The 19,082-nt window shown below is 50.1% G+C and carries 20 protein-coding genes and 1 other RNA gene; 10 read left to right on the top strand and 11 right to left on the bottom strand.

Annotated elements, in window-relative coordinates; all coding sequences use genetic code 11:
* The first annotated feature begins 5 nt into the window (after window positions 1-5).
* The gene (locus IBT46_RS10595; protein ID WP_048212950.1) at window positions 6-470 is read left to right on the top strand and encodes a hypothetical protein; all 465 of its coding nucleotides are present in this window, start codon (window positions 6-8) and stop codon (window positions 468-470) included.
* A gap of 291 nt (window positions 471-761) precedes the next feature.
* On the opposite strand, the gene IBT46_RS10590 is transcribed toward IBT46_RS10595, so the two are convergent.
* The 5 genes from IBT46_RS10590 to smpB all read right to left on the bottom strand — a co-directional run bounded on the left by IBT46_RS10590 (window position 762) and on the right by smpB (window position 5,608).
* Window positions 762-1,664 carry a DNA adenine methylase gene (locus IBT46_RS10590; protein ID WP_048212949.1) on the bottom strand — a complete coding sequence of 301 codons (903 nt, stop codon included), beginning with the start codon at window positions 1,662-1,664 and terminating at the stop codon, window positions 762-764.
* 2 nt (window positions 1,665-1,666) lie between these two features.
* Entirely contained in the window at window positions 1,667-3,145 is a 1,479-nt protein-coding gene (locus IBT46_RS10585; RefSeq protein ID WP_048212948.1) for a hypothetical protein, read from the bottom strand.
* Between the two features lie 180 nt (window positions 3,146-3,325).
* Window positions 3,326-4,546 (bottom strand): integrase domain-containing protein, encoded by a 1,221-nt coding sequence (locus IBT46_RS10580; RefSeq protein ID WP_200545636.1) that lies wholly within the window; start codon window positions 4,544-4,546, stop codon window positions 3,326-3,328.
* A gap of 167 nt (window positions 4,547-4,713) precedes the next feature.
* Window positions 4,714-5,078: a transfer-messenger RNA gene (gene ssrA / locus IBT46_RS10575) on the bottom strand.
* A 47-nt stretch (window positions 5,079-5,125) separates the two neighbouring features.
* Window positions 5,126-5,608 carry an SsrA-binding protein SmpB gene (gene smpB, locus IBT46_RS10570; RefSeq protein ID WP_200545635.1) on the bottom strand — a complete coding sequence of 161 codons (483 nt, stop codon included), beginning with the start codon at window positions 5,606-5,608 and terminating at the stop codon, window positions 5,126-5,128.
* A gap of 160 nt (window positions 5,609-5,768) precedes the next feature.
* Here smpB and IBT46_RS10565 point away from each other — a divergent pair, with 160 nt between their 5' ends.
* Entirely contained in the window at window positions 5,769-6,203 is a 435-nt protein-coding gene (locus IBT46_RS10565; protein ID WP_200545634.1) for a type II toxin-antitoxin system RatA family toxin, read from the top strand.
* A complete protein-coding gene (locus IBT46_RS10560) occupies window positions 6,196-6,483 on the top strand; it encodes an RnfH family protein (RefSeq protein WP_200545633.1) in 288 nt (95 codons plus the stop codon). Before IBT46_RS10565 ends, IBT46_RS10560 begins: the two co-directional genes overlap by 8 nt.
* 54 nt (window positions 6,484-6,537) lie before the next feature.
* Here IBT46_RS10560 and bamE read toward each other — a convergent pair whose 3' ends face one another.
* The 3 genes from bamE to nadK form a co-directional block, all read right to left on the bottom strand.
* Window positions 6,538-6,885: an outer membrane protein assembly factor BamE gene (bamE, locus tag IBT46_RS10555; protein WP_105593175.1), complete on the bottom strand. Its 348-nt coding sequence runs from the start codon at window positions 6,883-6,885 to the stop codon at window positions 6,538-6,540.
* Window positions 6,886-7,071: 186 nt separating this feature from the next.
* Entirely contained in the window at window positions 7,072-8,733 is a 1,662-nt protein-coding gene (recN, locus tag IBT46_RS10550; RefSeq protein ID WP_105593176.1) for a DNA repair protein RecN, read from the bottom strand.
* Window positions 8,734-8,819: 86 nt separating this feature from the next.
* The gene (nadK, locus tag IBT46_RS10545; protein ID WP_105593177.1) at window positions 8,820-9,698 is read right to left on the bottom strand and encodes an NAD(+) kinase; all 879 of its coding nucleotides are present in this window, start codon (window positions 9,696-9,698) and stop codon (window positions 8,820-8,822) included.
* A gap of 122 nt (window positions 9,699-9,820) precedes the next feature.
* On the opposite strand from nadK, the gene grpE reads away from it, so the two are divergent.
* Window positions 9,821-10,402 carry a nucleotide exchange factor GrpE gene (gene grpE / locus IBT46_RS10540; RefSeq protein ID WP_200545632.1) on the top strand — a complete coding sequence of 194 codons (582 nt, stop codon included), beginning with the start codon at window positions 9,821-9,823 and terminating at the stop codon, window positions 10,400-10,402.
* Between the two features lie 46 nt (window positions 10,403-10,448).
* On the opposite strand, the gene ung is transcribed toward grpE, so the two are convergent.
* Complete coding sequence (ung, locus tag IBT46_RS10535; RefSeq protein WP_200545631.1) at window positions 10,449-11,129, bottom strand: uracil-DNA glycosylase; 681 nt, start codon at window positions 11,127-11,129, stop codon at window positions 10,449-10,451.
* A gap of 276 nt (window positions 11,130-11,405) precedes the next feature.
* On the opposite strand from ung, the gene grcA reads away from it, so the two are divergent.
* Entirely contained in the window at window positions 11,406-11,789 is a 384-nt protein-coding gene (gene grcA, locus IBT46_RS10530; RefSeq protein WP_200545630.1) for an autonomous glycyl radical cofactor GrcA, read from the top strand.
* Between the two features lie 228 nt (window positions 11,790-12,017).
* On the opposite strand, the gene srmB is transcribed toward grcA, so the two are convergent.
* Complete coding sequence (gene srmB, locus IBT46_RS10525; protein ID WP_200545629.1) at window positions 12,018-13,346, bottom strand: ATP-dependent RNA helicase SrmB; 1,329 nt, start codon at window positions 13,344-13,346, stop codon at window positions 12,018-12,020.
* A gap of 132 nt (window positions 13,347-13,478) precedes the next feature.
* Between srmB and IBT46_RS10520 the strand changes: the two genes are divergently transcribed.
* Window positions 13,479-14,216 (top strand): tRNA1(Val) (adenine(37)-N6)-methyltransferase, encoded by a 738-nt coding sequence (locus IBT46_RS10520; RefSeq protein WP_200545628.1) that lies wholly within the window; start codon window positions 13,479-13,481, stop codon window positions 14,214-14,216.
* Here the strand turns inward: IBT46_RS10520 and nadB are convergent.
* The gene (nadB, locus tag IBT46_RS10515) at window positions 14,205-15,818 is read right to left on the bottom strand and encodes an L-aspartate oxidase (RefSeq protein WP_200545627.1); all 1,614 of its coding nucleotides are present in this window, start codon (window positions 15,816-15,818) and stop codon (window positions 14,205-14,207) included. The genes IBT46_RS10520 and nadB overlap by 12 nt on opposite strands.
* Window positions 15,819-16,289: 471 nt before the next feature.
* Between nadB and rpoE the strand changes: the two genes are divergently transcribed.
* From rpoE to rseC, 4 genes are read left to right on the top strand one after another with little or no spacing between them, the layout of a single operon-like run.
* Entirely contained in the window at window positions 16,290-16,865 is a 576-nt protein-coding gene (rpoE, locus tag IBT46_RS10510) for an RNA polymerase sigma factor RpoE (protein ID WP_105593184.1), read from the top strand.
* 30 nt (window positions 16,866-16,895) lie between these two features.
* On the top strand, window positions 16,896-17,546 hold the full coding sequence (gene rseA / locus IBT46_RS10505) for an anti-sigma-E factor RseA (RefSeq protein WP_200545626.1): 651 nt from the start codon (window positions 16,896-16,898) through the stop codon (window positions 17,544-17,546).
* Entirely contained in the window at window positions 17,546-18,499 is a 954-nt protein-coding gene (gene rseB / locus IBT46_RS10500) for a sigma-E factor regulatory protein RseB (protein WP_200545625.1), read from the top strand. Before rseA ends, rseB begins: the two co-directional genes overlap by 1 nt.
* A complete protein-coding gene (gene rseC / locus IBT46_RS10495; protein WP_105593187.1) occupies window positions 18,496-18,960 on the top strand; it encodes a SoxR-reducing system protein RseC in 465 nt (154 codons plus the stop codon). Before rseB ends, rseC begins: the two co-directional genes overlap by 4 nt.
* Window positions 18,961-19,082 lie beyond the last annotated feature (122 nt).

Here is a 19,082-nt window from a genome sequence, read left to right as displayed (position 1 = left end):
CTGATATGTATTATTTAATATGTGTGGTTTTTATGGTTGTATTTTTTATTATTTGTATGTTGTCGGTGATGTATGCCGCTGAAATATATCAATGGCAGCATTACAGCGGCTATAATTTTAAGCATTGGTTAAAATACGGAAAAAGGAGAAAAGATCATGAAGAAAAGAGAATAAAAAAGGAAGCGAAAAAAATGACTATAGATAATATATTGAGGCTTCTACGAAAATATAAAATAGATTTTGATCCTAATGAGTTAGTCAAAGAAAGTTTTAACATTAAATTAAAATACTATAAGCTTATATTATCCGAGAAGGAAAGGTTGAGAGAGAATAAAAGATTAGATGCGGAGTTAAAACAAAAGATAAAAATAGAGACGTCAACATTTGATGCTGAAAAGTTTCAAAAAGAAGCTGAAGAACGTTATAAGTCATTCATGGAACGCCGCAATATCTCCAATAAGACTAAATGACAACTCCTATATTTAGGACGTCAAGAAGAATGGTGGGGGTTCCCTTTTAAGGGTTCCGCTATTGTTCTTGATGACACATAGATTAAAAAACATTTGTATAGGTGGGAGGTTCACGTAGTGAGACATTCCACCTGTTAAGCTATATTAGGTGGGCTTACATGAAAAAGCACACACTGAGATTTGATAGTTGGCTCTGAGTAAAGGGAGGATCAGTATATTAATTAGTGGGGGAAAAAGGGCCGAAAAGCCCTTTTAGCAACATATGTTATAACATGTTCATAGTGCGTTAAATCAAACACGTGCTTCAAATACTTGTGGATTATTCTTCAATGCATGAGAAATATAGTTCAAGCCAGAATCTCTAGGAATGACCATGTCATCTGAAAAAATGAAAACTTCGTTTCCTTTATATACTTTAGCAACATTGTATTGAAGCTGATAGAGGAATTTTTTCCTGTTTTTATAATAGCTGAGTATGTTTTCAACACCATCATATGAAACAATCCATTTGATATTATCGATTGTTTGTATTGTATTAGCTATTCTCTCATGGTCTTCTGGCTTATAATAATTAAGATATAGGCCACTTGCTTTATCAAAGTAAGGCGGATCACAATACATGAAAGTATTTTCGGGAAAGGCTATAACATTTTCAGCAAAAAAATCCTCTGCATCTTTATTATAAACAAAAACACTGTCTTTTTTGGATGCAATTAACTCTATACGATTTATTAGCTCTGAATGTGAAAATCTTGCATCAATTTTCCATTTACCTTCTTGTGATAATCCACCAATAACCCCGCCAGTTAATACTCCTGAGCGATTAGTTCTATTTAAATAAAAGGTCGAAAAACCAACATCGAAAATACTATGCTCTGATGGATGACGTACTACTTCACGATGCTTTTTCCATTCATCAATATTTAATAATGACTTAGATATCTGATTACAGAATTTTTCCGTATTGTTTAATATTGAATGCCAAAATGCATAGATATGATAAGATGAGTCATTGAGATGAACATTTTTCACATGTCCATCAATGAGAAGCTGCATTGCAACACCGGCTCCACCTGCATACGGTTCAACGTATTGACAGCCTTCCATTCCGTTCGCAATAATTAGTTCCAAAACAAAAGGGGTTAGCTTTTGTTTCCCGCCGGGGTATCTTAGTGGTGTTCTATATTTAGCCATAATTAGTTATTCATTTTTTCAATTAGTGGGAAAATGCATACAAAAAGACCCGGAATATCATTACTACGGATAACAAAGTTTGGATTATGCACTAGCTGGTTCATCGAGGTTATTGACAATAAACCATCTTGGCGCGTTATTTCTGTTAATGGGCCATGCAATAATTTTACCATTTGTTTGTCAGTTTTATTTTGGGTTAAATAACTTACAATGTCTCTTAATACATCGGCTAGGTTTCTGTCGCTACCATCTGTTTTAACATATTTTGGAGAGCCTTGGGATGAACTTATGTCATCACAATATGCCTTAGCAGATATTTCAATCATGCATCTTAGAAGAAAAATAAATGCGATGGGATGTTCCTCAGGCTTTAATTTTTCCATTTCTTTTCTAATATCGAATAGTTTTGATCTATTTGGTCCAAATAGTTTCAGGCTGCGCAATAATTTTCTTACTGTTTTTATGTCGTTTGTTGAGGTGGCTGTTTTTTTTGTAGACGAAGAACCATTATTAGCTGCAGAAGTATTGCTATTTGGCGTTGAGCTATTAGCGGCGGTTCCATTTGTTCCAGAACTACCTGAACTATTCTGTGATGAATTGTTTGCGGATGAGTTAGTAGTCCCTGTAGGACCATTTTGGGTAGATGAAGATGTATTATTTGAGTTGGTATTGGTTGTGTTTTTTTTCGTGTTCAGCGGTGGGAACCCGTACCGTATTAAGAAATCACTGGATGTACGAATATCAGGAAATTTCAATTCCTCTAAACCAATGGCATAGATAACTGATTCTAATTCTTTTTTAAATTTTATGTTTGGATAGTTCAGTGCTAGATCCATAACTGAAGTGCAGTCAACTCTCTCATATATTTTAGGGAGTGCTTCATTTAAAACAGATAGGTTATATTTTCCCGACCATCTTAGCTTTTGTTCATTTGAATGGTTTTGACCATGTTCAAGGTATTTCTCAAGCAGTGTTAAGCCATACTCAGGGGCTGAATTTACTTGCTGGTTATGTCTCGCTCGAGCAACGGTTTCCCAGTCATCGCGTCCAGCTTTTTGACCTTTACCATGAGTAAGAGTAACAATTTTATCGACTAAATCAGCCTCATCTGTATCATAAATTGTGCATGGGATCATTTCATTTTGAACTTGCCATGTATTCGGCAACGCATTTATTCTACTTTCTATTTCTGATGGCAAGTCAAAATTATTTTTATCTACATATCCATGTATTATTTTAAGTGAAGCGATGCGACGATTCCCTTCTTTTACAAGATATATGTTATTTTCGCGAAGTATGATAATGTTTTCTGTCGGAAGGTATCCATCATCAAGTAAGCTATTCATGAGCCCCCAAAAATAATCAGGACTAATAGTAATCATAGCTTTGATGGCATCAATTTCGTTATCTTGGGCGACTGTTCGAAAATTTTTAAGATCTAAAACTAGTTCTTTTACTTTCAATTGTTGTGTAGTAGCCATAAAATTTCCATATTCAAATAGTGAGAATGTTAGCTAAAATGTCTGTCTATCCTCGATAGGATTGTCTGCGATTTATCTGAATAAAACATGCGCAAACCTCCCAGTTTTGTCAATGAGTTTAACATCTTTTGTTGCTGATTCTATCTCATCGTGCAGATAGGCTCAAATTCGATGGGGTTTTCAGGCTGCTATAGACTTGTTTTTTTGCGCCGCAACGAAATCTCCCCACCACTGCATTAACGCCACTCTTTCAGCAAGATATTCGGCACGGTTATAAGCTGCGACGATCTCGTCTCTTTTCGAGTGAGCAAGGGCCGCTTCAAGAGCTTCCGTTCTGAACTTACCAGACTCTTCTGCTGCTGTTCTTGCAATAGAACGCATACCATGTGCCACCAGTTCACCGCCAAAACCCATGCGGATGATTGCTGCGTTAGCTGTTTGCTCGTGCATATGGCTAAGAGGAGCTTTGATGCTGGGGAAAACCCACTCACGATGACCGCTGATTAGTTTCATGGATTCAAGAATACGCATAGCTTCCTTACTCAATGGAACCTTGTGGGGCCGTTTCATCTTCATGAACTCAGCGGGGATGTTCCAGAATCGGTTCTCTTCGTCGATGTCAGTCCAACGAGCACGGACAGCCTCTCCGGGGCGAACCCATGTAAGAAGTTGCCATTCAATTAGCAGGCGTGTTTCTAAGCGTATAGATGCGTTTGCTAAAGCCACTATGAACCTTGGTAACTCGCTGGGGGGGAGGGCTGGCATGTTTTGCTTCTTTGGCTTGCTGAAACGCTGTGTGAGGTTATCTGCAGGGTTGAACTCAATAAGCTCTTCTGTGGCCGCATAACGGAAAATTTCGTTCAGTCGGGAAATTATACGGCGTAGAGTTTCAAGAACACCTCTTTGCTCGATAGGGTCAAGATGTTGTTTCAACATCTTAGGGCGGATCTCTTTAATAGGAATATCCCCCAAAGTTGGAAAGATGTTTCGTTCAAGGCTACGCCAGATATCCTTAGCATGATCTTGCGATATGCCTGATGTTTTAATTTTTTCATCAAGCCACTTTTTCGCCACTGTTTGGAATGTGTGTTCAGTGGCATCTTTGAGCGCTTGAGCTTTTTGCTCATTGTGGGATTGGGGATCGATACCCTGTGCAAGCAAAGAGAGGTATTCATCCCGTAGCGCTCTTGCTTGAGCAAGTGTCAGGTAGGGATAGAACCCAAGACTCATTTTGGCCCGTTTCTTGGTTAAAGGAACGGTATAGCCGAGGTGCCAGATTTTTTTGCCACTTGGTTTGATACGCAGGAACAAGCCATCTCCATCCCATAGCGTGAACTCTTTCTCTGTGGGCTTGGCCTTTTTGATCTCTGTGTCAGTGAGTTTTGTTGCTACCTTCGGCATTTTTGCTCCCTCGTTTTTACTCCCTCATCGACGAGGGATAATAGGAGGGTGCCATAAGGAGTGGTTTCTAGCAATTCTCAGTAGACTTCACTGGACATGAAAAAGGCCGCAAACCCTTGTGGAATGCGACCTTAGTAGACTTGAGTAGACGTAATTTTACTAAAAAGTGGTGGAGCTGGCGGGAGTTGAACCCGCGTCCGAAATTACTACACCGTCGGCACTACATGCTTAGTCCAGTCTTTACATTCGCCGGTTAGCTGCGGACGGACACGCTACTAACAAACTAGCCTGATTAGTTTTAACGCTTCAACCCCAGGCAGGGCTTCCACGCGATCTCTTTTGGGTTTGACCTCTCTTTGATCCCCGTCTTAAGAGCGGAAGCTAGGGAGAGAGGGCTCTTAGCAGGTTATTAAGCTGCTAAAGCGTAGTTTTCGTCGTTTGCGACTATTTTTTTGCGGCTTTTTACGAGGCAAACCGCCCCTCGGCATGCTCCTAGGGCTTCGCAAATCCCGTCGAATCCAGAATCAGCCCCAAGTAGAAAATCAGTATATCAGAAAAACCTGTCGCTATGCCAGTAGCTTAGCGATTAGCGTGCTTCATAATGCGCGATTTGTCTAATTTCCATTCGCGCTCTTTGATGTCATCGCGCTTGTCGTGCTCTTTCTTACCTTTCGCCACGCCGATCTTCAGTTTGGCCCAGGCGTTTTTCCAGTACATCGACAGCGCCACGATGGTGTATCCGTCGCGGTTGGCTTTGCCAAAGATGGTGTCGAGTTCGCGCTGCTTCAGTAGCAGCTTGCGGCTGCGGGTTGGATCGCAAACCACATGCGAAGAGGCCACGCTCAACGGCTGGAATGTTGAACCGAACAGAAAAGCTTCACCGTCGCGCAGCAGAATGTAGCTATCGCTGATATTGGCCTTTCCGGCACGGAGAGATTTTACTTCCCATCCCTGTAGCGAAAGCCCAGCTTCGAACTCTTCTTCAATGAAGTATTCGTGGCGGGCACGCTTGTTCATGGCAATGGTAGCGGAACCGGGTTTATTTGCTTTTTTCTTTGTCATAGTGCCACTTAGTGTACATGAAGCCGTGATTTTTGGCATCCCCTGTAACGTGACCGAAAGGGGAAAGAGGTATTCTAGCAGATGCCAGCCAGGAGAGAATTTTTGTTTGAATCCCGGCAATGGTATTATTTAAAAGTTCTAAGATTAGACAGGAATTGTTATGTCCCAGATTAGTCGTTCGGCGCTGGTGCCGTACAGTGCTGAGCAAATGTACCGGTTAGTTAATGACGTCAGCAGCTATCCGGAATTTCTGCCGGGTTGTACCGGCAGCCGTGTACTTGATGCCAGCAACGATCAGATGACCGCATCCGTAGATGTTTCCAAGGCGGGCATCAGTAAAACTTTCGTTACCCGCAATACCCTGACGGATAACCAGAGCATCCATATGCAGCTGGTTGATGGTCCGTTCCGCAAACTGAGCGGCGGCTGGCGGTTTACTCCGCTGAGCGAGGAAGCCTGCAAAGTTGAGCTGAACCTGGATTTCGAGTTCACCAATATGCTGGTAGAACTGGCATTTGGCCGCGTCTTTAAAGAGCTGGCCAGCAGCATGGTTCAGGCTTTCACCCAGCGTGCGAAAGAGGTCTACAGTGCCTGATATTGCGGTTGAAGTTGTCTATGCACTGCCGGAAAAACAATATCTTTACAGCGTCAAGGTTCCGGAAGGCAGTACGGTTGAAGATGCGATAAAGGCATCCGGCGTGCTCGACCTGCGCAGCGATATCGACCTCAACGAAAACAAGGTCGGCATCTACAGCCGCCCGGTTAAGCTGCATGATGAAGTGCAGAGCGGCGATCGTATTGAGATTTATCGCCCGTTGATTGCCGATCCGAAAGAACTGCGCCGACAGCGCGCCGAGCGCGCGACAAAAAAATAAGGCGCCGTTGCGCCTTATTTTGTATCCATTCCACAGCCGTTAAGGCGGAGTGGATCAACCCTCAGATTTTGTCAGAGCCGGTTTATTATCAATGTTGGTCAGCGTGCCGTTGCTGTCGAAGGTCAGCGTCAGGGTTTGCTGCTTGATTGGCTCATGGCCAGGCTGCTGGCGGAATACGTAGTACCAGACGTTGTTGCCGAACGGATCGTGCATCATCGGCGTACCCAGAGTGTAAGCAACCTGCTGTTGCGTCATACCGGTGTGGATCTTGGCAACATCGTTGGCAACCAGGTAGTTACCCTGGTTTATATCAGGCCGGTAAACCACTCGCTCCAGAGTGGAACATCCAGCGGTCATCATCAGAAGAACCACCGCAGCAGCAGTCAGCGTTTTACAGCGCATAAGTATGTTTATTCCTTTGTGGCTATTTATATCCCCACCCACCTGAAGCAGCCGCCCCGGCAATCTGGGTCTATCAGTGTACAACTACGATACCAGCGTAAGTTGCCGATGATAATAAACCTTTACGCAGTTTAAAACCTCTGCGAAGCAAGGATATGACCACAAACCGGTAAAAAAGTGCAATGCTCAGGCGGCTAAAAGTTCTTTTGCGTTCGCCAGCGTGTTGCGGGTGACCTCGCTTCCGCCCAGTAAACGAGCCAGTTCCTGCAGGCGCGAGCGTTTGTCCAGGCACTGCATATGGGTTTCAGTCATTTCGCCGTCGGTTTCTTTGCTGACGAAGAAATGCTGATGGCCACAGCCTGCAACCTGCGGCAGGTGGGTTACGCACATCACCTGAGTTGATTCGCCCAGCTGGCGCAGCATCTTACCGACCACGGCTGCGGTTGGTCCGCTGATACCCACATCGACCTCATCGAAGATCAGGGCCGGGGTATCCATCTTACGGGCGGTAATCACCTGAATAGCCAGCGCGATGCGCGACAGCTCACCGCCGGAGGCGACTTTCGCCAGCGGCTGTAGCGGCTGGCCGGGGTTGGTGCTGACGCGGAAATCAATGCGATCGCCGCCTTCCGCCGTCAGGTGCTCAGGGTTGAATTGTAGATCGATAGTGAAGCGGCCGTGCGGCATTGACAGCGCGTGCATACTTTCGGTGATTAAGCGCCCCAGCTCTTCAGCAAAGTGCGCGCGGCGTTCATGCAGCTGTTCGGCGCAGTGCAATGCGGCTGCGTGGTGTTCGGCTACCGCCTGAGTCAGTTCATCCTGATCGCTTTCCTGCTGGTCCAGCAGTTGCTGTTCTGCCAGCAGCTGCTGATGGAAGGAGGCCAGCTCCTCCGGCGCGATATGATGCTTGCGGGCAAGGCTGATCTGCCGCGACAGGCGCTGTTCCAGCTCCTGAAGGCGGTTTGGGTCCAGATCCAGCCGATCGCAGTAGTGTCGCAGTTCGTCGCTGGCTTCGCTAATCTGGATAGCGGCTTCTTCCAGCATGCCAAACACGCCGCTGAGCTTGTCATCCATCTCGGTAAGCTCGCCCATCAGTTGACGAACGGTATACAGCTGGCTTTGCAGATTATGATCTTCGCCGTCCGCCAGCATCAGCAGCGCCTGCTGGCTGACGGAGAGCAGATGGCCGCTGTTGGCCTGGCGCTTATACTCTTCATCGATCTGCTCGTACTCGCCCTGTACCGGGGCGAATTCATTCAGCTCTTTCAACTGGTACTGCAGCAGTTCGCGGCGCGCTTCCCGCTCCTGTGCCTGCTGCTGATGGTGTGCCAGGTTGCGGCAGCTCTGGTGCCACTGGCGATAGCGCTGCGCCATGTTTTGCAGCAGCAGCGTTTCGCCCGCGTAGGCATCCAGCAGGGTTTTCTGGTGTTCGGGTTTGAGCAACAGCTGATGCGCGTGCTGACCGTGGATCTGAATCAGTGCCTGGCCCAGTTCACGCAGCTGGGAAAGCGGCACCGAAGTGCCATTGATGAATCCGCGTGAACGGCCATCGCTGCTGATAACGCGGCGCAGCAGGCACTCGTTGCCGTCATCCAGCTGGTTATCGCTCAGCCAGCGCTGGGCTGAAGGCGTATCCTTCAACGAGAAGCGGGCGCAGATATCCGCACGGGATGCGCCCTGGCGAACCATATCCGCTTCGGCACGACCACCCAGACAAAGCCCCAGCGCGTCAATAGCGATGGACTTACCCGCACCGGTTTCGCCGGTGATTGCCGTCATCCCGCGCTGAAAGTCGATTTCCAGTTCACGAACGATAGCAAAGTTACTGATGGTCAGTTGTGCCAGCATAGTTGCCTTCCTGTATGAAAACACATATATGGTTTTTCATACAGTATATACTGGTTTTATGACCAGTAAAGTAGCCAGGCACAGATTTAGAACAATTTTTTTGACCAGCCAAGTTTTGAGCTTAGCGTGTTGAAATAGTTATAATTTTTTGGGTGGATAAGATTGAGGTGGTAATCACTACGGCGGATCAGCACATCTTCCCCTTCCTGGATCGGCAGGGCGATTTGGCTGTCGCAGCTGATTTCCAGATCGCTGCGCAGTGAGGAAAAGCGCAGGCGGATCGTGCTGCTGCTGTTAATCACCAGCGGTCGCGCCGACAGGGTGTGCGGGAACATTGGCACTATCGCAATCGCGTCCAGCGATGGAGTTAAGATCGGGCCACCCGCTGAGAGAGAATAGGCGGTCGAGCCCGTCGGTGTGGAGATGATCAGGCCATCGGAACGCTGCGAAAAGGCGAAACTCTCATCGATATAAACTTCAAACTCAATCATATGGGCGACTTTGCCCGGGTGCAGGACCACTTCATTGATGGCGGTGCCGATGCGCGGTGCGCCGGACTGGCGGCAAACCTGTGCCTCCAGCAGAAAACGGCTTTCAACAAAGTATTCGCCTTCCAGCACGTCCGCCAGCTGCTGCTGGGCGTTGTCCGGGTCGAGATCGGTCAAAAATCCGAGATTACCGCGGTTGATGCCGATAACCTTAATATCATAACGCGCCAGCACGCGTGCGGCACCGAGCATATTGCCGTCACCGCCGACCACCACCGCAAGGTCCGCTTTCTGACCAATTTCGGCCAGCGTGCCGGTTTCCACCCCTTCCAGTTTCAACTCGCGGGCAATCTGGCGCTCAATAATCACCTGATAGCCGCGCGCAGTGAGCCAGCGGTACAGCATTTCATGGGTGGTGAGCGCGGTAGGATGCCGGGGATGACCGACGATCCCGATGCAGTTGAAGTGGCTGTTCATGATTCTGGCATTCCTTACGAGGTAAACTCCCCCGACAATGTGACTGGTTCCCTTGAAACCGCGATTCTGATCCCCATAATAAGCGAACCAGCGATGGAATATGCACAAACGCGGAGAAATTCATGAGTAGTAAAGAACAGAACACACCAAACGAGCAAGTCTCAGACGAAATTGAGATCGAGCAGGCGAAAAACCAGGCTACAGACGCAGCAGATGGGGTGGATCCGCGCGATGAACGTATTGCGCAGCTTGAAGCCCAGCTGGCTGAATCTCTGGGCGGCGTGCGCGATGCGCAGCTGCGCGCTCAGGCCGAAATTGAAAATATTCGCCGTCGTGCGGAAATGGACGTTGAGAAGGCGCACAAGTTTGCGCTGGAAAAATTCGCCAACGAGCTGCTGCCGGTAATCGACAGCCTTGAGCGTGCACTGGAAGTGGCTGATAAGACCAACCCGGAACTGGCTTCGATGATCGAAGGTATCGACCTGACGATGAAATCGTTGCTGAACGCGGTGGGTAAATTCGGTGTAGAAGTGGTGGGCGATACCAACGTACCGTTCAACCCTGACGTGCACCAGGCGATGTCGATGATGGAATCTGAAGACGTTGCGCCAAACCACGTAATGATGGTGATGCAGCGCGGCTACACCCTGAACGGTCGCCTGTTACGCCCGGCGATGGTTGCAGTGGCGAAAGCGAAAGCCTGATAATTAAATCATAAAAAAGCACCGAAAGGTGCTTTTTTTATCACTGTTATTCAGGAAGATGCGGCGTCCAGTCTATCGGCGCTTCATTCCGTTCACTCAGCCACTGATTGGTTTTAGAGAAATGCGCGGAACCGAAGAAACCGCGATGGGCCGACAGCGGGGAAGGGTGCGGTGCCTGTAAAACGTGGTGGCGCTTCCGGTCGATAATGCTGCCTTTCTTCTGCGCATGGGAACCCCACAGCAGAAAAACCACGCCTTCGCGATGCTGATTGATCGCGGCAATCACGTTATCGGTAAAGGTTTCCCAGCCAAATTTAGCATGCGAATGCGCCTTGCCACCTTCAACGGTCAGAACGGTGTTGAGCAGCATCACCCCCTGATGTGCCCAGCTTTCCAGAAAGCCGTGATTAGGCCGCTGAAACCCGGGAATATCCGTCACCAATTCTTTGTACATATTCACCAGCGAAGGCGGTACTGCCACGCCCGGCAGGACGGAAAAGGCCAGACCGTGTGCCTGATTCGGCCCGTGATAAGGGTCCTGCCCCAGAATAACCACTTTTACCTGCCCCAGCTCCGTCAGGCGAAAAGCGTTAAACACGTCTTTTTGTGGCGGATAAACCGTTTTGCCGGCCGCACGCTCTGCGGCGACCGCAGCCAGCGTTTCCCTGAAATATGGTTTTTCTTTTTCCTCAGCCAGCACATCGTGCCAGGTCATGGTATTGACCATCGCCAACTCCTTTAAGTCTGTAGAGCGTGTAGCTTAGCGTGGTTTAGTAAGGGGTTAAACTTAAAAAATAATTGAATATTTACAAAAATGTTAGAAATAAAAAATCGGGGAAAATTGATATAAAACAGAATGTTACTCTATTAACCGTTATTGGCGGTTTTTATCAATTGATTTGGGTCAAAGAGGAGAGCATTTCGGGCTGATATACAGAAGACTGGTTTATCCATTCATCCGTGCGCAGTTTCAATCTGCGCCCACTGCCTGGGAGGCAACATCATGATTACCGGAATTCAAATTACTCAAGCAAAAAATAGCGCACTGCTGAATTCATTCTGGCTGCTGGACAGCGAGAAAGCGGAAGCTCGCTGCGTGTGTGCGAAATCTGGCTACAGTGAAGATCAGGTTGTGTCGGTCAGCGATCTGGGCCAAATCGAATATCGCGAAATTCCGCTGGAAGTAAAACCTGAGGTACGTGTAGAAGGCGGTCAGCATCTGAATGTGAATGTATTGAGCCGCGAAACGCTGGAAGAAGCGGTTAAGCATCCGGAAAAATACCCGCAGCTGACTATTCGCGTATCCGGCTATGCCGTGCGTTTTAATTCTCTGACGCCGGAACAGCAGCGTGATGTGATTACCCGTACATTTACTGAGAGTTTATAAGCAATAATCACCGGATTTAATTGGTGAGCTGTTGATAAACGCATCACGCCAGCATTCGGTTTAATTTACTGAATGCTGGCGTTTTTTTTATCATTCGGCAAATTCAGGCGCTGGCCGGGAAACACATAATTAACACAGTGATCATTTTTTGACTCAACGGCCTGTTTTCACTGCTTACAGGCGAAAAAAAACCGCCCTTCGAAGGCGGCTTTTTATCATGCAGTGCGATTATTCAGCACCGTCGGTTTTAGCAGCGCTTGGCTTGCGGCGTTTACCGACATTTTTGGCGTCGCGGTGGCGGACTTTAGCGCGCGGCTTCTCGTCTTCTTTCGCCTTATCTTTCTTCTCTTTGCGCTTCGCCAGCACCTTTTTCGATGGTTTGCCTTTCAGCTTCTCATTTGGTGGACGGGTAGTCGGGCGCAGTTCTTCGATGATGCGCGACTTCAGCGGTTCCTGGATGTAGCGACTGATTTTGCCCAGCAGCAGATGGTCGTGCGCTTCAACCAGCGAGATAGCGATGCCTTTCTTACCGGCACGGCCGGTACGGCCAATGCGGTGCAGATAGGTATCTGCCGTTACCGGCATATCGAAGTTAAATACGTGGCTGACATCATCGATATCAATACCGCGTGCTGCGATATCGGTAGCGACCAGTACGTTAACGCGGCCTTCAACAACGCGTTTGATGGCCTCGTTACGCTTGGCCTGCACCAGTTCCCCTTCGAGGTAGCTGGTATTGATCCCGGCTTCACGCAGCCACGCGCAGACTTCATGAACGCGCTCGCGTTTACGTACAAAGATCACCGCACGAGTCACTTCCGGCTGTTTAAGCAGGTGGATAAGCAGGGCGGTTTTATGCTGCGTATCATCAGCACGGTAATACCACTGCTGGATTTTTTTACGCTCGCGACGCGCCGGATCGGCTTCAACTTCGACCGGCTCGTTCAGAATACGCTCGGCGAAGTCCTTAATGGCTTCCCCTTCCAGCGTGGCGGAGAACAGCAGCGTCTGTTTACGCCAGCGCGTTTCGGCGCTGATAGTCTCAATATCCTGCGCAAAGCCCATGTCCAGCATGCGGTCGGCTTCATCAAGGATCAGGGTTTCAACCGCGCGGCAGTCAAAGTTCTCTTCTTTAATGTACTGCAGCAGACGACCGGTGGTGGCGACCACCAGATCCTGGTTTTCGCTGAAGACTTCCGCGTGGTTCATAAATGCCACGCCGCCGGTAATGGTCGCGATGTCCAGGTGGGTATGTTTAGCCAGTTCGCGCGCCTGCTCGGCAACCTGCATGGCCAGTTCGCGCGTTGGCGTCAGAATCAGAACGCGCGGAGGGCCGGACTTCTTACGTGGGAAGTCGAGCAGGTGCTGCAGGACGGGCAGCAGGTAGGCCGCAGTTTTGCCTGTACCGGTTGGTGCCGAACCCAGAACGTCGCGACCCTCCAGTGCTGGCGGGATCGCCGCGGCCTGAATGGCAGTGGGGCGCGTGAAGCCTTTTTCCTGCAGAGCTTCCAGCAGGCTTTCGTCTAGTTCGAGTTCGGAAAAAGTGGTTACAGTCATGGTCTACCTCAGTTTGGGGCGCTGATTATAGACAGATTGAACGCGATCTTCATCTGTTTGTATCGGGTTAATGACTTTTCCTTCGTCATGGTTTGCCCTATGCTAGCGCCGTTTCTCTTTCAGGTCAGTCAAATGTCGCAACAGAAAGCCATTCTCCGTGCCAACGGGTTTACCTTTAAACAATTTTTCGTCGCGCACGATCGCTGTGCCATGAAGGTGGGTACCGACGGCGTACTGCTTGGGGCCTGGGCTCCGGTTGCCAACGTCCGCCGCGTGCTGGATATCGGTACGGGCAGCGGTCTGATTGCACTGATGCTGGCTCAGCGTACCGCGGGATCCGTACAGGTTGATGCCGTCGAGCTGGATGCGGCGGCGGCAGAGCAGGCGCAGGAAAACGTTGCCGCGTCGCCGTGGCCGGATCGAATTTGGGTTCATCAGGCTGATATTCTTGAATGGACGACGGGTTGTGAACAGCGTTATTCGCTGATTGTCAGCAATCCGCCCTATTTTGCACCGGGTTCGGACTGTGCGACCCCGGAACGCGCTTCCGCCCGCTATACCGGCGCGCTCACACATGAAGCACTGCTGGGCTGCGCCGAGCAGCTCATCACGGAAGACGGATTTTTCTGCGTGATCCTACCGGAATCTGCCGGGAGTGCGCTGGTTGAGATTGCCCTACAGCGCGGCTGGCATCTGCGGTTCCGCACCGATGTGGCAGATAACGATACCCGGCCACCGAACCGCGTCATGCTGGCGCTATCGCCACAGGCGGGTGAGCAGATGCTGGATCGTATGACGATTCGCGGGCCGGATCAGCACTACTCTGAGGCGCACTGTAGTCTGACCCGCGACTTCTATTTATTCCGCTAATCGGGGAGCCAGCACCGTCGGTCTGGCTTCGCCCAGCGCTTCAGGATAGTCAAGCGTATAGTGCAGGCCGCGGCTTTCTTTGCGATCGAGGGCGCATCGCACCATCAGTTCGGCAACCTGTACCAGATTGCGCAGCTCCAGCAGGTTGTTAGAAATGCGGAAATTGGCGTAGTACTCGTCAATTTCCTGCTGCAGGGTGTTAATACGCCGCAGCGCGCGTTCCAGGCGTTTAGTCGTGCGAACAATCCCCACGTAGTCCCACATAAATAGCCGCAGTTCATGCCAGTTATGCTGGATCACCACGCGCTCATCGGAATCGTCCACGCGGCTTTCATCCCATGCCGGAAGCGCTGTCACTATTTCAATGTCAGCCAGGCGGCGATCGATATCTTCCGCCGCTGACCAGCCGTAAACAAGGCACTCCAGCAGAGAGTTTGAAGCCAGGCGATTGGCGCCGTGCAGCCCGGTATAGCTGACTTCCCCAATGGCATACAGCCCGCTGAGATCGGTTTGTCCCTGCTGATTTACCATCACGCCACCGCAGGTATAGTGCGCCGCCGGAACGATAGGGATCGGCTGGCTGGTGAGATCGAAACCCAGCGTCAGCAGCTTTTCGTAAATGGTAGGGAAATGCGCGCGGATAAAGTCCGGCGGCTGATGGCTGATGTCCAGATACATGCAGTCGGCACCCAGCCGCTTCATCTCGTGGTCAATCGCCCGGGCTACAATATCGCGCGGTGCCAGTTCGCCACGTGGATCGAAGTCCGGCATAAAGCGGGAGCCATCAGGGCGCTTAAGCAGTGCGCCTTCACCACGCAGGGCTTCGGTCAGCAGAAAGTTTCGGGCATCAGGATGGAACAGGCAGGTGGGGTGGAACTGGTTAAACTCAAGATTGGCGACCCGACAGCCGGCACGCCATGCCATCGCGATGCCGTCGCCGGAAGCGACATCCGGATTGGTGGTGTATTGATACACTTTCGCTGCACCGCCGGTTGCCAGCACCACCGCACGCGCGCGGCAGGATTCGACCTTTTCACGTTTGCGGTTCCAGATATAGGCGCCGACTACCCGGCGTTCACCCGGCAAGCCGATCTTGTCGGAGACGATCAGGTCAACGGCGTTGCTGCGCTCAATCAGCGTAATGTTGGGGTGGCTAAGCGCCTGGCTCACCAGGGTCGTTTCAACGGCTTTGCCGGTCGCGTCGGCGCTGTGCAGGATGCGGCGGTGGCTATGGCCGCCTTCACGAGTTAAGTGATAAGGCTGCTCGCTGTTTCCTGGGGTTTCTTTATCGAAAAGCACGCCGTTATCAATCAGCCACTGAACGCAGTGGCGGGCGTTACTGGCGATAAACGAAACGGCATCACGCTCGCACAGGCCGCTGCCGGCGATGAGTGTATCCTCAATATGGGACTCAATGCTGTCAGTTTCATCAAACACCGCCGCGATGCCGCCCTGAGCATAAAAAGTAGAACCTTCGCTGACCGGGCCCTTGCTGAGCACGGTAACACGGTGTTTTGCCGCAAGGCGCAGCGCCAGAGAAAGGCCAGCTGCGCCGCTGCCAATAATCAAAACATCACAGCTGTAATCGGAAGAATGCGTCATGGTGTTTAATTTACTAAACAGGTTGTTTGCTGAGCATAGCATTCAAATTAATCAGGCAAAAAGGCTTTTTATCGACCAGTGTGCAGAGTGTGAGCTGTATTGAGATGTGGAAATTTGCCGCGTACATCAGGCTTAACACGCAATCCAGGGTTATTAATAGTGTGAGCCGAAGCTTTTTGAAGCGATTAGAGGGTGAAAAACCTGGCCCCATGCGTTACTCTGCGGGCGTTATCAGGGTGATGAACCATGAGTTCAGGTTCCAAAGAAAGGCAGTGGCTCACAAATCGGCAAGAATGCATAAAAAAGCGAGCTGATTTGTAAATATGTCCTGATGACCTCACAAAAATAATGGCGTAATGGAACTTCTCCAATGAAAACCACTCAAATCGCGTGCTTGCTCGAAAACAATATTGGGTTATCACTGGGAGTTTGGTTACGCGTGGAAACAGATTTGGGGAGATTTTACCTCGGATGAGCGAGCAGTTAACGGATCAGATTCTCGTTGAGCGCGTGCAGAAGGGCGATCAGAAGTCATTCAATTTACTGGTAGTACGCTACCAGCATAAAGTGGCGAGTCTGGTTTCCCGCTATGTACCTTCAGGAGATGTTCCTGACGTTGTGCAGGAATCATTTATTAAAGCCTATCGTGCGCTGGAATCGTTCCGGGGAGATAGTGCTTTCTATACCTGGCTCTATCGAATTGCCGTCAATACGGCTAAAAATTATCTGGTGGCTCAGGGGCGTCGTCCGCCGTCCAGCGATGTGGACGCTATCGACGCAGAAAATTTTGAAAGTGCGGGAGCGCTGAAAGAAATTTCGAACCCTGAGAACTTAATGTTGTCAGAAGAACTGAAACAGATAGTTTTTCGTACTATCGAAACGTTACCCGAGGATCTGCGCATGGCGATTACACTGCGCGAACTTGATGGCCTGAGCTACGAAGAGATAGCGGTTATCATGGATTGTCCGGTGGGTACGGTTCGGTCACGAATTTTTCGTGCACGAGAAGCTATTGATAATAAAATTCAACCGCTTATCCAACGTTAGTAATAACGTACACAGGAAGGGTATTGAGGCATGCAGAAAGAACAACTTTCCGCTTTAATGGATGGTGAAGCACTGGATACCGAGCTGATGTCGGCTCTCAATTCCGATGCAGCACTACAGAAAAACTGGGAAAGCTATCATCTGATCCGCGATACGCTGCGTGGCGATGTCCCACAGCTGCTGGATTTTGATATCGCTGCCCGCGTGGCCGCGGCTATCGAAGATGAGCCAGCGAAAACTGTCACTCGATTGATCCCGGAAGCTCAGCCGAAACCCGAAGAAGCTGCAGCGATGCCGTTCTGGGGCAAATTACGTCCATGGGCTGCTCAGATTACTCAGGTTGGCCTGGCCGCCTGCGTTTCACTGGCGGTCATCGTCGGCGTTCAGCAGTACAACAAGCCCGTTGCAGGCCAGTCTTCCGATTCGCCGGCGTTTAACACGCTGCCGATGATGGGGCAGGCTTCGCAGGTTAGCCTTGGCGTACCTTCTGAAAACGCAACCAGCACCAGCAAAGTCAATCAGCAGGTGCAGGATCAGCGTCGTCGCGTGAATGCACTGCTGCAGGACTATGAGCTTCAGCGTCGTCTGCATGCAGAACAGCTGCAGTTCGATCAAAATCCTGACCAGCAGGCTGCTGCTCAGGTTCCCGGTAATCAGTCCTTAGGAATGCAACAGCAGTAATGAAGCAGCTTTGGTGTGCCGTCAGCCTTCTGGCTGGCAGCCTGATGTACTCCTCTGTCGCCCCGGCACAATCTCCGTCCGGGGCGCTGTTACAACAGATGGAGCAGGCAAGCCAGTCTCTCAGTTATGAACTCGCCTATATCAATGTCTCCAGACTGGGGATCGAATCCCTTCGCTATCGTCATGCGGTCATTGACAACAAAACCTACGCACAGCTGCTGCAAATGGATGGGCCTCGTCGAGAGATCATTCAGCGCGGCAGTGAAATCAGCTATTTCGAACCGGGCTTGGAACCCTTCACCATGGCGGGCGATCATATCGTTGATTCGCTGCCTGCGCTGGTTTATGCCGATTTTCAGCATCTTGCCAGCAACTATGATTTTGTTCCGGTTGGCCGCACGCGTATTGCCGATCAGCTTTGTGAAGTGATTCGCATCGTCTCACGCGATGGTACCCGTTATGGCTACGTTGTCTGGCTGGACAGTGAAACTAAATTGCCGCTGCGTGTTGATTTGCTCGATCGCGATGGTGAGACGCTGGAGCAGTATCGCGTGATCAGCTTTGCCGTTGATCAGGGCGTCAGTAAGCTGATGCAGGGGCTGGAAACTGCGAACTTGCCGCCTTCGCTGTCGGTGCCTGCGGGTAACAAGGTGGCGTTCAACTGGAAAGCAGGATGGTTACCGGCCGGAATGAAGGAAGTGGCGCAGAGCCGACGCCAGATCCCATCACTAAACCGCCCGGTAGAATCGCGCCTCTACTCTGATGGTCTGTTCAGCTTCTCGGTAAATATTACCCTTGCCGATAAAAACAGCACCTCTCAGCAATTGCGCACTGGGCGTCGTACGGTGCAAACTGAAGTGCGTAATAATGCGGAAATTACCGTAGTGGGTGAATTGCCACCTGCTACTGCCAAACGCATTGCTGACAGCATTACTTTAGGTACGACACCATGATGAGAGAATGGGCTACGGTTGTCTCATGGCAAAACGGCGTGGCTACGCTGCATTCGGAAATTAAAACCTCCTGCAGCAGCTGTTCCGCGCGTAAAGGCTGTGGCAGCCATATGCTGAACAAGCTTGGGCCGAAAAATGCCCATGTGATGAAAATTGCCAGTGCCGAGCCGTTGATTCCAGGCCAGCGTATTGAGTTGGGTATTGCTGAATCCAGCCTGCTGAGTTCGGCGCTGCTGGTTTATATGTCGCCGCTGGTCGGATTGTTTATTCTTGCCGGGCTGTTCCAGATGCTGTTCCACAGCGATTTGGCCGCTGCCTGCGGTGCGTTGCTGGGCGGTATTGGCGGCTTTATCATCGCCCGCGGTATTTCCAGCGTGCTGGGCCGTTCCGCATCGTACCAGCCGGTAATTCTCAGCGTGGCACTGCCGCCGGATGCACTGCACGTCTCCACCGATGCCTGATCCTTATCGCCTCTGCCCCGGTCAGTACCTGGCGGGCAGAGTGATACCTCGCCTAATATTTGCGCAATTCTTTGTTTCCACGCCGTTGCTGGTACTATTGGCACCCCGCGATGATTCCACCC

This window comes from Erwinia sp. S38, assembly GCF_016624545.1.
GTDB lineage: Bacteria > Pseudomonadota > Gammaproteobacteria > Enterobacterales > Enterobacteriaceae > Erwinia > Erwinia coffeiphila.
Note: the sequence above shows the minus strand (reverse complement) of the source record. Positions and strands in the feature narration are given on the sequence as shown.